Source organism: Sphingomonas sp. (assembly GCF_019635455.1).
Taxonomy (GTDB): Bacteria; Pseudomonadota; Alphaproteobacteria; order Sphingomonadales; family Sphingomonadaceae; genus Sphingomonas.
Genome location: NZ_JAHBZJ010000003.1, coordinates 317,132 through 331,332, shown reverse-complemented (window position 1 = coordinate 331,332; position 14,201 = coordinate 317,132). Strand labels below are relative to the sequence as shown.

The following is a 14,201-nucleotide window of genomic DNA, read 5'->3' as shown; positions in this document are numbered from 1 at the left end:
ACGATTGCGCCGGAACGGAGCAGGCGGATGATTGCCGAACCGGAACGGAGGATGATCCTGACTTACGCCCCGTCGCCGGCGGGTGCCGAGGGACTGACGGCGCTGTTCGCGCTCGACGATCGGCTGGCGGAGACGGTGCGGACCACCAGCGAGCCGATGCTGGGCCAGATCCGGCTGCAATGGTGGCACGATGCGCTGATCGCACTGGATTCCGCCGCCGCGCCACCCGAGCCGGTGTTGCAGGCGATCGCCGAACGGATCGTTGCCGCCGGAACGCCGGGAAGCGCGCTCGCGCCGCTCGCGCTGGCCTGGCAGGTGTTGCTCCAGAGCGAACTTGGTCCGGCGGAGGTCGACGCGTTCGCCCAGCGCGGACGGACGCTGTTCGGTGTCGCTGCGACGGTGTTGGGCGCGCGGGCGGACGCGTTCGTGGCCGCCGGGGGCGAGGGATGGGCGCTGGCCGATCTTGCCGGAAAGCTGAGCGATCCGCGTGAGGCCGGTCTTGTCCGCGCGGCTGCGGCCGGGCGGCTCGACCGGGCATGCGCGGCACGCTGGCCGCGCGCGCTGCGGCCGCTGGGCGCGATGGCGCATCTGGCGCGGCTGGACCTGTCGGATGTTTCGGCCGGATCCCCCCGCCGGGTGGCGCGCGCGTTGTGGCACAGGCTGACCGGGCGATGACCGCAAGCCTCGGGGGCAAGGCGTCTTGCCGTCGCGCTAATCCGCGCTAGGCTCGCCCCGGACCCAGCGGGAGGAAGGACATGTGGCGCTATCTGGCCGGCGGGGTTGCCGCGTTGTTGATGGCGGGTGCCGGCGTCTTCCTCTTTCAGAGCGGCGCGGCGCCCGATCCGCTGCCATCGGCGCCGCCGCCCGCGCGCGTACAGTCAGGCACCGACGCCGCCGCATCGGAGGAGTTGCCGACGATCCGCGAAGCCCCGAGCGCGCCGGCGCGCTCACGCGAGCAGAAGCGGTTCGACCGGTATGACAAGGACCGGGACGAGAAGATCACGCTGGCCGAACTGACCCAGCCCCGGCGCAAGGCGTTTGCGAAGCTCGACCGCAATGGCGACGGCAAGCTGTCGTTCGAGGAATGGTCGCTGCGCACCATCGAGAAATTCGACAAGGCCGATGCCGACAGGTCGGGCGCGCTCAATCGCGCCGAATTCGCCACCACCGCACCCAAGCGGAAGGCGAAGACGGCGCCCAAATGCGACTGTCGGCCGGCCACGGCCAGGGCGGCGGGCGACGCCGAGGACGATTGAGCAGCCCGATCAGGCGGCGGATCCCCACGCCGCGAACGCATCGCGCGCGCGGGCAGTGTAGAGCAGCTTGCGATCGGCCTTTTTCGTTCGCCCCTCGATCGGGGGGAACAGGCCGAAATTGACGTTCATCGGCTGATAGGTTGCGATTTCAGCGCCGCCGGTGATGTGGCCCAGCAACGCGCCGAGCGCGGTTTCGACGGGGGGAGGCGCAAGTGGCCGGCCGAGCAGTTCGGCGGCGGCGAAGCGGCCCGCCAGCAGGCCGATGGCGGCGCTCTCCACATATCCTTCGCACCCCGTCACCTGCCCGGCGAAGCGGATGTGCGGCCGTGCCTTCAGCCGCAGCGTCGGATCGAGCAGTTCGGGCGAGCGGATGAACGTGTTGCGGTGCAGCCCGCCCAGCCGCGCGAATTCCGCCCGCTCCAGCCCGGGGATCGTCCGAAACAGCTCGACCTGCGCGCCATGTTTCAGCTTCGTCTGAAAGCCGACCATATTCCACAGCGTCCCGGTCGCATTGTCCTGCCTCAGCTGGACGACGGCATAGGGCCAGAGGCCGGTGCGCGGATCGTCCAGCCCCACACCCTTCATCGGCCCATAGCGCAGCGTATCGACCCCGCGTTCGGCCATCACCTCGATCGGCATGCAGCCTTCGAAATAGGGAACGTCCTCCCACTCCTTGAACTGCGTCTTCTCCCCCTCGACCAGGCCCTGGTGAAAGGCGAGATACTGGTCCTTCGTCATCGGGCAGTTGATATAATCCTTGCCGGTCCCGCCCGGCCCGGTCTTGTTCCAGCGCGACTGGAACCACGCCACGTCCATGTCGATGCTCTCGCGATGAACGATCGGGGCGATCGCGTCGAAAAAGGCAAGGCTGTCGCTGCCGGTCGCGGCGCCGATGCTGTCGGCCAGGCCCGGCGCGGTGAGCGGGCCGGTTGCGATGATGGTCAGACCCTCCGATGGGAGCTGATCGACCCGTTCGCGCACGATGGCGATATTCGGATGGCTGGCGAGCGCCTGCGTCACACCCTGGGAAAAATGGTCGCGGTCCACTGCCAGCGCCGATCCCGCCGGCACCTTGTGCAGATCGCCCTGGGCCATCACCAGCGAACCCAGGTCGCGCATCTCCCGATGCAGCAGACCGACCGCGTTGCGCTCCGCATCGTCGGACCGGAAACTGTTCGAACAGACCAGTTCGGCGAGGCCGTCCGTTTGATGCGCCGGGGTCGTATCCCCACCACCGCGCATTTCGGAGAGTTTCACGCGAATGCCGGCATTGGCGAGTTGCCAGGCGGCCTCGGACCCGGCGAGGCCGCCGCCGATGATATGGACTTGATGATCGGACATGGGCATCGGTTAGGCGAAGCGGAGGGGAAGGGGAAGCATGGCTTTGGTATTCGGCGCGGCGCTGGTCGCGGGGGCGAGCTACTGCCTGGACGCATGGCGGATCGTCGATCCGGGCGCATGGGGCGCGGTGTGGAAGACGAGCGGCGTGGCGCTGCTCGCCCTCTGGACGGCCAGCCGGGCGCGCTCGCCCGATGGGTGGTTGCTTGCCGGAGCGCTGGCGCTGGGGGCGCTGGGCGACCTGTTGCTCGAAACCCATGGGCTGATCGTCGGCGGCGCGTTGTTCGCGGCAGGGCATCTGGTCGCGTGCCTTCTGTATCTGCGCAACCGGCGGGATGCGCTCACACCCAGCCAACAGGCGGTGGGATGGCTGCTCGCGCCCGCGACGATCGGGATCGCGGCGCTGTTCGCGGCACCCGCGGGCGGCGCGATCCAGGCGGGTGTCTATTCGGCGTTTCTGGGTGTGATGGCCGCGCTGGCATGGACCAGCCGCTTTCCGCGCTATCGCGTCGGGCTGGGCGCGGTGCTGTTCGTCGTATCGGACCTGCTGATCTTCTCACGCTTCGGACCGTTGAAGGGATCGTTTATCCCAACGCTGCTGATCTGGCCCACCTATTTCGCGGCGCAGGCGCTGATCGCGTGGGGCGTGAGCCGCGCGCTCGGCAAGGATGACGCGGCCCGATCCGCGTTATAGCCGGCAGGGGGTGGCGCAGCCCGGGCGTCAGACGTGGCACCCGGGCTCAAGCCCCGAACGCAGGACGCGAACCGCGGGCGGCGGCGGCGCGTTCGGCATGCTGGCGCACGACGGCGAGGACATTGGACGAAACGTCACCGACCAGCAGTTCGCCCCACAGGCGCGCGTACCAGTTGACCGGGGTCTGTACCCAATAGTTGGTGGTGAGGGTAAGGCGGGTGCGTCCATCGGCCAGCGGCTGGATGACATAGCCGCCATCGGTGATCCGGTAGTGCGGGCTGTCAGGCAACAGGTGGCGGTCCTGCATCGCCCAGGCGTTCATGTCGATCGCGTCGAAACGGAAATCCCACCAGATGCGCCGTGCCGGTTGCCAGTCGGTGATCACCTCCTTGAACCGGATCCCGTCCCGCCAGGTGACGTGACGGATCGCGCCGCGCCCTTGCCCATCGAGCCGGGCGCCGATGGGGCGGGGCAGACCGATCAGATTCTGGGAAACGTTCCACCGGCCATCGCCGGGCGCGATGTGCCGTTCGCCCCGCGCGTGCCGCCAGACCGTGGCCGGATCGGCGTTGATGACGACGGTGCGGGTGACGCGGCCCCCGTCGCGCGGGAGCGGGATCATCGGTTCGACCTGCATCGCCACCAGTGGAAAGAGTAGAAGCGAAGAGGCGCTGAAGATGTTCGCATCCACCTGCTCCTCCCGCTTGCGCGCGCGCCAGGTGAGATAACCGCCGAGCATGCTGAGCGCCAACCAGAACGGGCTGAGCATCAGGATGCAGATCGTCCCTTCGCGCAAGAAAACCAGCGACGCGACCACGACCGCCGCGAACAGGGTCAGCGGGACCGCGCTGACGTAGAAGCGCCGTGGGCGCCGACCGAGCGGATCGCCGATATAGGTGACGAAGGCGGTGACCGTGGCGGGCAGGATCATGAGGAAGGTGAAGCTGATCAGGCCGTTCGGGTTTGCGGCCTCGATCAGGAGATAGACGCCGAGCGCAAAGGCGAGACCGAACAGCATTGCGGCGATGATCCGGATTGTCGCGGTCTTGCGGCGATCATGGCTGTCCATCCCTCTATTCCTTTTGCCTGATATTTCGGTAAATACAGAAATAACTTGATATGGTTGGCCCATGCCGGATGGGGCGGCGTGGGTTCAGTTCTTCTTTCTGGAGCCGGGAATGAAGCGCGCGACCTTGCCGCCGAGCTTCATCAGCGCGACCAGCGTCGGTTTCGGCAGCACCCGCACCGAGTCATACCAGCCGCCCAGCGTGCCGATGAACTCGTGCATGCGGGTCACCCGTTCGCGAACCTGGGGCGGGGCGGACGTGTCGGCGGCAAGGCGCTGGGCGAGTTCGCCGAGCAACTGAACCGTCGGATCGATTTCCCGCCGCTTGCGCTCCGCGACGATGCGCATGAGCATGTCCCACAGATCGGTCTCGGCGACGAAATGATCGCGCCGGTCGCCCTCGACATGCACGCGGCGGACGATCGAATAGCCCTGAAGCTCCTTGAGTCCCGTCGAGACGTTCGACCGGGCAAGGCCCAGCGTCTCGACGATCTCCTCGGCATGAAGCGGCCGATCGGCGAGGTAGAGCAGCGCATGAACCTGCGCGACCGATCGGTTCACGCCCCATTGGGTCCCCATCTCCCCCCAATGAAGGATGAAGGCCTTGGCATCGGGATGATTGGCGAACTGGGTCATGATGATTATTTCTGTAATTTCAGAAATTGCAGATGTCAACAGGACCCCGCGCTCGCGATCTTCGCTGGATCGATGCGTCGTCGGGTCGGGCAGGGCGCCGCGGTCACTCGCCCGGGTCGGACCAGCGGGTGCCGAAGCGGACGACCAGGGCGCAGATCGCGCCGGTCAGCGCAAACTGCGCGATCACGATGGGGACGCTCCCCTTGTCGAAGAACAATGCCAGTGGCCATGACAGGATCGCGCCCGCCAGCGCCCAGGAAGCGGGATGGCGCGCCCATCGACGCGATCGCCCCAATGCGCCCATCGTCCAGCCGCCTGCCAGGACGGGAATTGCCGACGATGGCACGCCGACCACCACGGCGATCGGCACCGCGACCAGCGGCCCCACGGTGAAGCCGCCCTGGGTGATGGGCGGTTCCGGAAACAGGAGTTCGTTCAGCGTGATGACCGCCAGCATGCAAGGCCCGGCGAGCAGGATCGCGAGCGTGGCGCCGCGCCAATAGGTGAACGACTTCATCCGCAGGTTCCCGTTGCGTGCCGGCAGCATCATGCATCCGCCGTCCGCCGGCAACCGACGAATTCGGATGGCGTACCGCACGCGCCATTGCGTCACCCCCGCATGGGCATATGCTGGGTCGATGTCGATCGACGGCTCCCGCATCCTTTCCGCGACGTCGCGCGCGGAAGAGGTCTTCAACGACTTTCAGCGCGAGATTCTGTCGGAAAAGGCGGCGACGCTGTCGCGCGCGGCGAAGAAGCTGGAGGCGGCGCTGGCGGCGCTTGGCCGCGCGGGGGAGGAGGAAGGCAGTCGCGCGGCGCGGGTGCAGGAGGCGGCCGACGCCGCCTATGGGTATCTCGTGCAACGCGAAGCCTGTGGGGTTTTCGGCCTGGGCGCGCCGCTGGACGCGTTCGACGTGCCGCGCGAGGTCCGCGTGCGGATTGGCGTATCGGCCCGATGAACGCGCGCGCCCGGCGCTGGCTGGTTTCGCTGGGCGGGGCGGGGGTGGTGCTGCTCGCCGGCTATGCGACGCTGGGCGCCCGTGCCATTCTGGTCACCGCCCCGGTCGCGATCCTGCTGGTGACCGCGCGGCATGACAATCGGCTCGGCACGTGCCTGCCGCTGGTCGTGCTGGTGATGATCGTCGTGGCGATGATGGCGCTGCTGATGTTCCTGATCGCGCTCGACCACCGGCCCTGAGCACGGGCCTCAGCCGGCGACGGGCAGCCGCACCGTTCCGTCGTCCGCGTGCTCGATCGGGCCATAGGCGATGACGGTTTCAAGCGTCAGCCGGCCATAGAGATGCGGGAATTCAGCACCGCCACGAGAGATTTCCCACCGAATTGCGCGCCCCAGCGCCTCCAGATCGACGGCGGCGACCCACAGATCGGCCTGCCCGGCGAAATGCTTGTCCACCGTTTCGGTCAGCTGGGCCGCGGTGGACAGGTGGATATAGCCGTCCCGCACGTCGATCGGCGCGCCGGCGAAGCTGCCGGATTCGAGCGCCGCCATCTGGTCGGCGGTCAGGACCTTGTAGGCGGTCTTCGGATGCATCGCGTTTCCTTTGTCGGTCATGCGGGTGCAACCGCCGGGACGGGCGTTCGATCCGCGCGCGGCACGGGCGGTCGCGTTACGCGCCGTCCTCCGGCCCCGCTGCCAGATCCTCGCCGGTATCGCCATCGGGGACCGGGCCGGTTTCGACCGCGCCGTCGCCCAGATCGATCTCTGCCTCGTCTTCGCTTTCCTCGATCCGCGCGGCGGAGACGACATGCTCGTCCTGTGCGACCTTGAAGAGGCGAACCCCGGCCGAACCGCGACCGATCACGCGCAGCGAGGTGAGCGGCAGGCGGATCATCTTCGCCTGGTCGGTGACCAGCATCAGCTGTTGCGAGGTGGTGGCGGGGAAGCTGGCGACGACCGGCCCGTTCCGGCCGATATTGTCGATATTGGTGATCCCCTGACCCCCGCGTCCGGTACGCCGATATTCATAGGCGGACGACATCTTGCCATAGCCGTTCGCGCAGACGGTGAGGATGAACTCCTCCTCCGCGCGAAGCTGCTCCATCGTCGCGTCGTCGAGGGTGCGCGGCGCGCCATTTTCCTTCCAGGGAGCCGCGCGCAGATATTCCTCGCGCTGTTCCATCAGTGTCGACCCGTGGAGGATCGACAGCGAGATCACCTGATCGTCGCCCGACAGGCGCATGCCGCGCACGCCGGTCGAGTTGCGGCTCTGAAACTCGCGCACCTCGTCACCGGCGAAGCGGATCGCCTTGCCCTGACGGCTGGCGAGCAGCACGTCGTCACCCTCGCCGAGCAGGGCGACGCCGATCAGCCGGTCGTCGGCATCCTCACCCTCGAACTTCATCGCGATCTTGCCGTTCGACGGGACGTTGGTGAAGGCGTCCATGCTGTTGCGCCGGACATTGCCCTTCGCGGTCGCGAACATGACATGCAGATCGCCCCATTCGGCCTCGTCCTCCGGCAGCGGAAGCACGGTCGAGATGGTTTCGCCATTGGCCAGCGGCAGCAGGTTGATCATCGGCCGGCCGCGGGTGGCCGGGCCGCCCTCGGGAAGGCGCCAGACCTTCATCCGATAGACCTTGCCCAGCGTCGAGAAGAACAGGACCGGGGTATGGGTGGATGTCACGAACAGTTCGGTGATCGCGTCCTCGTCCTTCGTGGCCATGCCCGCACGGCCCTTGCCGCCGCGTGCCTGTGAGCGGAAGGCGTCGAGCGGGGTGCGCTTGATATACCCCTCCATGGTCACGGTGACGACCATGTCCTCGCGTTCGATCAGGTCCTCGTCCTCGATCCCGTCGGCGGCGGCGGCGATTTCGGTCCGGCGCGGCGTGGCATAGGCGGCGCGCACCGTGGTCAGCTCTTCGCGCATGACTTCATAGAGCCTGGCACGGTTGGCGAGGATTTCGAGCAGTTCGGCGATCGAATCGGCAAGCTCGCGCAGCTCGTCGCCGATCTCGTCGCGGCCGAGCGCAGTGAGGCGATGGAGGCGCAGGTCGAGGATCGCGCGGACCTGGATATCGGAGAGTCGGTAGCTGTCGCCCGACACCTCCGTCTCGACCGCCTCGACCAGGCGGATATAGGGAGCGATCTCGGCGATCGGCCATTCGCGCATCAGCAGCGCGTCGCGCGCGGCGGCGGGGCTGGCCGATCCGCGGATGATGCGCACCACCTCGTCGAGGTTGGTGACCGCGATGACCAGGCCGAGCAGGATGTGGGCGCGGTCGCGCGCCTTGGCCAGTTCGAACTTCGAGCGGCGGGTGATGACCTGCTCACGGAAGCGGACGAACGCCTCGATGATATCGCGCAGGTTCAGCAATTCGGGACGACCGCCCCGGATCGCGAGCATGTTGGCGGGGAAACTCGACTGGGCGGGGGTGTTGCGCCAAAGCTGGTTGAGCACGACTTCGGGGGTGGCGTCGCGCTTCAGGTCGATGACGATGCGCACGCCCTCACGCGAGGATTCGTCGCGGATGTCGCTGACCCCCTCGACCCGCTTTTCCTTCGCGGCTTCGGCGATCTTCTCGACCAGTGCGTTCTTGCCCTGTTGAAAGGGAATTTCGGTGAGGACGATCGAGCGACGCTCGCCACGTTGTTCGGTGGTGTGGCGGCTGCGCACGATGATCGAGCCGCGGCCCGACTGATAGGCGCTGCGGCACCCCGACCGTCCGAGGATGAGCGCGCCGGTCGGGAAGTCGGGTCCCGGCACGATCTCCATCAGTTCCTCGATCGTGATCGCGCCATTGTCGATATACGCGAGGCAGGCGTCGATGACTTCGCCAAGATTGTGCGGCGGAATGTTCGTCGCCATGCCGACCGCGATGCCGCCGGCGCCGTTGACCAGCAGGTTCGGGAAGCGTGCCGGCAGGACCGTCGGTTCGCTCTCAGAACCGTCATAATTGTCCTGGAAGTCGACCGTGTCCTTCTCGATATCGTCGAGCAGGGCGCTGGCGACGCGCGCCAGCCGCGCCTCGGTATAGCGCATCGCGGCGGGCGGATCGGGATCCATCGATCCGAAATTGCCCTGGCCGTCGATCAGCGGCACCCGCATCGCCCAGTCCTGGGCCATGCGCGCCATCGCGTCGTAGATCGAACTGTCGCCGTGCGGGTGGTATTTACCCATCACGTCACCGACCAGGCGGGCGGACTTGCGATAGGCGCGGCCGGCGACGTAGCCGCCCTCCTGCGCCGCGTAGAGGATGCGGCGGTGAACCGGCTTCAGGCCATCGCGCACGTCGGGAAGCGCGCGCGCCACGATCACGCTCATCGCGTAATCGAGGTAGCTCGTCTTCATCTCATCGACGATCGAGATTGGGGTAATGTCCGAGGGGTCGGCGAGGAGGGTCTCGTCGGTCAAGTTGCGATGCTCTTCTGGGCTTGTTTCAGGATTGTGACCGCTCTAGCGGCCCGGGGACCACCTGCCAAGCCCGCGCGCGTACACGCGCACGCGCGTACGCGAGGGCGGAGCTTTCGCCGTTCAATGAGCGTTCAGCGTGTCGGTGGCATAAAATCGACTGTTCGCCGCGCCTTGACCATGGCGAGCGGAAGACTAGAGCGATTGCGCCCCATTGTGCCACGCCAATCGCGTAAGGAGAGTCCTGGATGAAGTTGGTTTCGAAGGCTGCGCTTGTCGCGGCGATGGCCGTCACCGCGCCCGCATTGCTGGTCGCAACGCCTGCGGCCGCGCAGAAGAAGAAGGGCGACGAGGGTCCGCAGCTGAAGGTCAGCGCGGAATTTCGCAAGGCCGCGACCGAAGTCGAAACGCTCATCAAGGCGAAGGATTACCAGACCGCCGCGACGAAGCTGGACGCGCTGGACGCGCTGGCCCAGAATGACGACGAGAAATTCTATGCGGCGAACTTTCGCCTGCAAACTGCGGCCAATCTGAAGGACAATGCGGGCATGCTCCGCGCGCTGGACGTGCTGATCGCCAATCCCAACACGCCGCAGGCCGATCGCGGGCGTTTCAACTTCTTCCGCGGCGATCTGACGCTTCAGCAGGCGACCGACGCGCCGTCGAAGCAGCGGAAGTCGGCCGAGGCGATTCCCTATTTCGAGAAGGCGCGTGAGCTTGGCTATGTGCCGCAGGGGTCGTCGATGGACCTGCAGCTGGCGCGTATCCAGTTCGATGCCGGGCAGGTCGCACCGGCGGTCGCGAACCTCGAATCCGCAGTGAAGGCGGAGATTGCGGCGGGTCGCAAGCCGCCCGAGGCGTGGTACAAGCTCGCCACGTCGCGCCTGTATCAGAGCGGTGATCGGGCCGGTGCTTCGAAGTGGCTGAGCATGCAGCTCGCCGCCTATCCCACGCCGGAAACCTGGCGCTCGTCGCTGATGGTCTTCATGGAGCAGGAAAAGGCCAAGGGCGTGACGCTCGACGCCGACCAGCGGCTCGACGTGCTGCGGCTGCTGCGCGCGACCAAGGCGCTGGCGGGCGAGAGCGATTATTTCGACTATGCCGATGCGGCGCAGCGTCGCGGCCTTCCCTGGGAGGCCAAGGCGGTGATCGAGGAAGGCCGCGCGGCGAACAAGATTTCGACCAGCAGCACGACGCTCAATCAGATCTATGCCCAGGCGGTCGGCCGCGAAAAGGCAGAGGTGCCGCTGGCGGGCGAGGAGAAGAAGGCCGCCGCCGCAGCGCGCGGCGACCTGGCGATGCAGACCGCGGACGCGTATCTGGCCAGCCGCAACCTGCCCAAGGCGATCGAACTGTATCGCATGGCGTTGCAGAAGGGCGGGGTGGACACCAACCTGGTGAACACGCGCCTGGGCATCGCGCTCGCGCTGTCGGGGCAGAAGGCGGAGGCCAAGACGGCGTTCGCGGCGGTCACCGGATCGCCGCGCGCGGACATCGCGCGCTTCTGGACCACCTATGTGGACCAGAGCGGCAGCTGATCCGGCGGGGTCAGGAACATGCGGGAAGGGCGGTCCGGTGTTCGGGCCGCCCTTTCTCGTTCACGCGTCGGCGGGGACGCCGGGCAGCGATTTGGACGAGCGCATCGTGAGCGATGTGCGGACATGCGCGACATTGGGCGCGGTGGTGAGGCGCGAGGTCAGGAACTGCTGAAAGCTGCTAAGGTCCTTTGCGACGATCTTCAGCATGAAATCGATATCGCCGCTCAACATGTAGCATTCGCGGATTTCAGGGATTTCGGCGACATATGCCTCGAACGCGGCAAGGTCGCTCTCCGCCTGGCTCTTCAGGCTCACCATCGCGAATACGGTGATCGTATAGCCCAGCCATGCCGGGTCGAGATCGGCGTGATAGCCGCGAATCGCGCCACGTTCCTCCAGCGCGCGCACGCGGCGCAGGCAGGGCGGGGCGGTCAGCCCGACCCGGTCCGCCAGCTCGACATTCGTCATGCGTCCGTCACTTTGCAGATGTGCCATGATCTGCCGGTCGATTTCGTCGAACGCCATCCTGGTCCCGTCTCCACTTCGGCCGAATGATTCGGTCCAACTCGCTTTCTCTAGCATAAGAATATTACTTCGCGGCGCAATTGTCCCACAATGCGACGGCGCCAAATCGGCGGTATCAGCGGGGCGGTTTAGAGGTTAAGGATTCGTTACCGGGCGGCTCCTCGCGCGGGAGGACGACAGGCTCGGTGCGCTTCGACGATACCCTTGAAACGGTGCTGGCCGCAGACGTTTCGACGCCGCATGGCAAGGCGTCGATGTGGCGCCAGCTGGTCGATCTGATCGGCCGACGCCGCGTTCCGGCGGACGCGCGCGCGGTCGCGCTGCTGGCGTCGATTCGCGCCGACGTGCCGGTGTCGGTCCGTGCCGCCAGCGCGCGGGCGCTGGAAGGGATTCAGCCGCCCGCCGCGCTGGTGGTGCTGTGCGCGACCGACACGATCGCCATCGCCGCGCCCCTGTTGCGCAGCGCGCGCCTGGCGTCGGGGGAATGGATCGAACTGATCCCCCGGCTCTCGGGCGCCGGGCGCAGCGTGTTGCGCGCGCGCCGGGACCTTCCGCCGGGGATTCCCGAAGCGCTCGCCAGTTATCAGACGATCGATTTCGCGATTGAGGGGGAGGTGGCGCCCGCGCCCGCCATCACTGCGCCGGAGATCGAGCAGGCCGAGATCGGGCAGACCGAGATCGAGCAACCCGAGATCGAGCAGGCCGACATGCCCGGCCCCGCCTTTGCGTCGGACGCAGCGCCGGCCGGAGTGGACGCCGTCGCTTCCGCGGGCGAGCCGCGTGCCATCACCGCCTCCGAAATTCCCGAGGCCAACCCCGCCGGTCCGGTTTCGGCCAGCGACAGCGAAGCGGCGGCGCACATCGATTGGACGATGGTCGTCGCGGGGGCAGCCGACCTTGCCTTGCCGGATCCGGCACCGGCGATGACCGCGTATGAGGCATCGTCCGCACCGGCGGCATCCGCACAGGTCGCGGCGGAGGCGACTGCTCCGGCGCACGCCGCACCGGATGGCGATCCGATCGACTGGACCGATGTCCTTGCCGCGCGCGCCGGTCCCGAGATCGTCCTCCCACAGCCGACGGTGGAAGGTGCCGCGCCGCCGCGCCGTCGGTTCCGCCTGCGCGCGGTGCTCGACACCGAGCCTGACGCCCCCGGCCACACGGCGGCAGTGGTCGAGCAGCCGGTCGAAGCGGCTGAAGCACCGGCAGAGGAGGTCGATGCCGCGCCGCCCGAAGTGCCGGCGGCGGCCGAGCAGGCGGTCGAGACCACGGATATATCGGCCGGGAATCCGGACGCGGCCCCGGGCGAAACGACGCCTCAGCCCCCGGCGCCGGCCGCGCCGCGGCATGTGACCTTCGTTCCCGTCGGCACTGTCGCGCGCGGTATTCCGGTGGTCGCGGCGGCATTGCGCCAGTCGGCGAACGACGATGGCGAGGGCAGCGCAGACGCCTTGCCCCAAAGCGAGACAGGACCCGTTTCCGAGTCCGCCAGCACGCTTGCCGTGGAGTCTCAAGAGGCGCACCAAGGCGGCATGTCAGGGGAAGATTTGATCCTCGCCGATCGCGATATCGCGGCGGCGGATGGCGGCGTTTACGCTACGGAATCGGGCGCGACCGCAGGGATGCCGGGACCGTTCGAGATCGCCGACGTCGTCGCGCGGATCGACGCCTTTTATGTCCGCCAGCAGGAGCGTGAGGCCCAGATCGCCCCGGTTCCGACCGGCGACAGTTTTCGGTTCGAAACCGATGACAAGGGCGTGATCCGCTGGATCGACGGCGTATCGCGCGCGCCGCTTGTCGGCCTGGCACTGGATCTTGCGGCGACGAACGGCGATTCGCGCGTCGATGGGATCGCGGCGGGCGCATTTCGCCAGCGATCCGCGTTCAGCGACGCGCGCCTGTTTGTCGGCGGCGAGAGTGACGCGGCGGGCGACTGGCGGATGTCGGCGATCGCGGTGTTCGATCCGGCGAGCGGCCGTTTTTCCGGCTATCGCGGCATCGCGCGGCGGCCACGGGTCGATGAACAGCCATTGCCGACGCGCGAAACCCGCGCGGCGGATTCGCTGCGTCAGCTGATGCACGAACTGCGCACGCCGACCAACGCCATCGCCGGCTTTGCCGAAATGATCGAACGGCAGATGCTGGGCGAGGTGACCGAACCCTATCGCGACCGGGCGTCGGCGATCCGCGAGCATGCGCGCGCGTTGCTGGCGGCGATCGACGATCTCGACATCGCGACCCGGATCGAGGCGTCGGCGCTTCACCTCAACCCCGGCGAGATTGCGGTACGCCCGTTGCTCGCCCGCATCGCCGACGAGCTGGGGCCGCTGGCGGCGACGCGCGGTGCCTGGGTCGCGTTGCCGGTGGACGATCTTGGCGTGCGCGGCGATCCGCGCGCGGTCGAGCGCCTGCTTTCCCGCACGCTGGCGACGCTGGTCGCGGCGGCCGGGGAGGGGGAGCGGGTGGAGGTCAGGCTGAGCGCGGCCGACGATGCCGTCGCGATCCGCTTCGATCGGCCGCGCGCGCTTGCCGCCTATCACGGCGACGCGCTGTTCGGGATCGACGATGAGGAAGAGGGCGCCGCGCTGCTCGGCACGGGCTTCGCCCTGCGCCTGATCCGGAACCTTGCGCGCGAGCTGTCGGGCGCGTTGATCATCGAAACCGAAGCGTTGACCATCCGGCTGCCGGCGGCGGTAACCAAGTCTTTGGAGCAGTTGCGCTAACGCTCTGCCCGTCGTGGACGATCAGGATCATCAGCCCTGCGGGGGGTATCGCGTG

14 protein-coding genes are annotated in these 14,201 nt (G+C 67.6%); 7 read left to right on the top strand and 7 right to left on the bottom strand.

Annotated elements, in window-relative coordinates; all coding sequences use genetic code 11:
* Positions 1-51 precede the first annotated feature (51 nt).
* Together KF783_RS06375 and KF783_RS06370 are read left to right on the top strand one after the other, a co-directional pair.
* Positions 52-675: a hypothetical protein gene (locus KF783_RS06375; RefSeq protein WP_294077491.1), complete on the top strand. Its 624-nt coding sequence runs from the start codon at positions 52-54 to the stop codon at positions 673-675.
* Between the two features lie 80 nt (positions 676-755).
* A complete protein-coding gene (locus KF783_RS06370) occupies positions 756-1,256 on the top strand; it encodes an EF-hand domain-containing protein (RefSeq protein ID WP_294077490.1) in 501 nt (166 codons plus the stop codon).
* Between the two features lie 9 nt (positions 1,257-1,265).
* Here KF783_RS06370 and trmFO read toward each other — a convergent pair whose 3' ends face one another.
* Positions 1,266-2,597 (bottom strand): methylenetetrahydrofolate--tRNA-(uracil(54)-C(5))-methyltransferase (FADH(2)-oxidizing) TrmFO, encoded by a 1,332-nt coding sequence (gene trmFO / locus KF783_RS06365; protein ID WP_294077488.1) that lies wholly within the window; start codon positions 2,595-2,597, stop codon positions 1,266-1,268.
* 37 nt (positions 2,598-2,634) lie between these two features.
* On the opposite strand from trmFO, the gene KF783_RS06360 reads away from it, so the two are divergent.
* Entirely contained in the window at positions 2,635-3,288 is a 654-nt protein-coding gene (locus tag KF783_RS06360; RefSeq protein WP_294077487.1) for a lysoplasmalogenase family protein, read from the top strand.
* Between the two features lie 46 nt (positions 3,289-3,334).
* Here KF783_RS06360 and KF783_RS06355 read toward each other — a convergent pair whose 3' ends face one another.
* From KF783_RS06355 to KF783_RS06345, 3 genes are all read right to left on the bottom strand, one after another.
* The gene (locus KF783_RS06355) at positions 3,335-4,357 is read right to left on the bottom strand and encodes an SRPBCC family protein (protein ID WP_294077486.1); all 1,023 of its coding nucleotides are present in this window, start codon (positions 4,355-4,357) and stop codon (positions 3,335-3,337) included.
* 84 nt (positions 4,358-4,441) lie between these two features.
* On the bottom strand, positions 4,442-4,990 hold the full coding sequence (locus tag KF783_RS06350; RefSeq protein WP_294077484.1) for a MarR family transcriptional regulator: 549 nt from the start codon (positions 4,988-4,990) through the stop codon (positions 4,442-4,444).
* 103 nt (positions 4,991-5,093) lie between these two features.
* On the bottom strand, positions 5,094-5,540 hold the full coding sequence (locus KF783_RS06345) for a hypothetical protein (RefSeq protein ID WP_294077481.1): 447 nt from the start codon (positions 5,538-5,540) through the stop codon (positions 5,094-5,096).
* Positions 5,541-5,574: 34 nt separating this feature from the next.
* Between KF783_RS06345 and KF783_RS06340 the strand changes: the two genes are divergently transcribed.
* Together KF783_RS06340 and KF783_RS06335 are read left to right on the top strand one after the other, a co-directional pair.
* A complete protein-coding gene (locus tag KF783_RS06340) occupies positions 5,575-5,949 on the top strand; it encodes a DUF6665 family protein (RefSeq protein ID WP_294077479.1) in 375 nt (124 codons plus the stop codon).
* Positions 5,946-6,188 (top strand): hypothetical protein, encoded by a 243-nt coding sequence (locus KF783_RS06335; RefSeq protein ID WP_294077478.1) that lies wholly within the window; start codon positions 5,946-5,948, stop codon positions 6,186-6,188. The genes KF783_RS06340 and KF783_RS06335 overlap by 4 nt, the downstream gene beginning before the upstream one ends.
* A 9-nt stretch (positions 6,189-6,197) precedes the next feature.
* Here KF783_RS06335 and KF783_RS06330 read toward each other — a convergent pair whose 3' ends face one another.
* Positions 6,198-6,563: a DUF952 domain-containing protein gene (locus KF783_RS06330; protein ID WP_294077475.1), complete on the bottom strand. Its 366-nt coding sequence runs from the start codon at positions 6,561-6,563 to the stop codon at positions 6,198-6,200.
* 55 nt (positions 6,564-6,618) lie between these two features.
* On the bottom strand, positions 6,619-9,363 hold the full coding sequence (gene gyrA, locus KF783_RS06325) for a DNA gyrase subunit A (RefSeq protein WP_294077473.1): 2,745 nt from the start codon (positions 9,361-9,363) through the stop codon (positions 6,619-6,621).
* Positions 9,364-9,608: 245 nt separating this feature from the next.
* Here gyrA and KF783_RS06320 point away from each other — a divergent pair, with 245 nt between their 5' ends.
* Entirely contained in the window at positions 9,609-10,898 is a 1,290-nt protein-coding gene (locus KF783_RS06320) for a hypothetical protein (RefSeq protein WP_294077471.1), read from the top strand.
* Between the two features lie 60 nt (positions 10,899-10,958).
* Here the strand turns inward: KF783_RS06320 and KF783_RS06315 are convergent, their stop codons facing one another.
* On the bottom strand, positions 10,959-11,423 hold the full coding sequence (locus KF783_RS06315; protein WP_294077470.1) for an Lrp/AsnC family transcriptional regulator: 465 nt from the start codon (positions 11,421-11,423) through the stop codon (positions 10,959-10,961).
* A 185-nt stretch (positions 11,424-11,608) separates the two neighbouring features.
* Here KF783_RS06315 and KF783_RS06310 point away from each other — a divergent pair, with 185 nt between their 5' ends.
* Positions 11,609-14,146 (top strand): HAMP domain-containing sensor histidine kinase, encoded by a 2,538-nt coding sequence (locus tag KF783_RS06310; protein WP_294077468.1) that lies wholly within the window; start codon positions 11,609-11,611, stop codon positions 14,144-14,146.
* Positions 14,147-14,201 lie beyond the last annotated feature (55 nt).

Coding starts and splice junctions, on each gene's coding strand:
- KF783_RS06375 (WP_294077491.1), top strand. CDS start 52: ATGATCCTGACTTACGCCCCGTCGCCGGCGGGTGCCGAGGGACTGACG.
- KF783_RS06350 (WP_294077484.1), bottom strand. CDS start 4,990: ATGACCCAGTTCGCCAATCATCCCGATGCCAAGGCCTTCATCCTTCAT.
- KF783_RS06335 (WP_294077478.1), top strand. CDS start 5,946: ATGAACGCGCGCGCCCGGCGCTGGCTGGTTTCGCTGGGCGGGGCGGGG.
- KF783_RS06320 (WP_294077471.1), top strand. CDS start 9,609: ATGAAGTTGGTTTCGAAGGCTGCGCTTGTCGCGGCGATGGCCGTCACC.
- trmFO (WP_294077488.1), bottom strand. CDS start 2,597: ATGTCCGATCATCAAGTCCATATCATCGGCGGCGGCCTCGCCGGGTCC.
- KF783_RS06340 (WP_294077479.1), top strand. CDS start 5,575: ATGGCGTACCGCACGCGCCATTGCGTCACCCCCGCATGGGCATATGCT.
- KF783_RS06345 (WP_294077481.1), bottom strand. CDS start 5,540: ATGATGCTGCCGGCACGCAACGGGAACCTGCGGATGAAGTCGTTCACC.
- KF783_RS06330 (WP_294077475.1), bottom strand. CDS start 6,563: ATGACCGACAAAGGAAACGCGATGCATCCGAAGACCGCCTACAAGGTC.
- KF783_RS06315 (WP_294077470.1), bottom strand. CDS start 11,423: ATGGCGTTCGACGAAATCGACCGGCAGATCATGGCACATCTGCAAAGT.
- KF783_RS06355 (WP_294077486.1), bottom strand. CDS start 4,357: ATGGACAGCCATGATCGCCGCAAGACCGCGACAATCCGGATCATCGCC.
- KF783_RS06360 (WP_294077487.1), top strand. CDS start 2,635: ATGGCTTTGGTATTCGGCGCGGCGCTGGTCGCGGGGGCGAGCTACTGC.
- KF783_RS06370 (WP_294077490.1), top strand. CDS start 756: ATGTGGCGCTATCTGGCCGGCGGGGTTGCCGCGTTGTTGATGGCGGGT.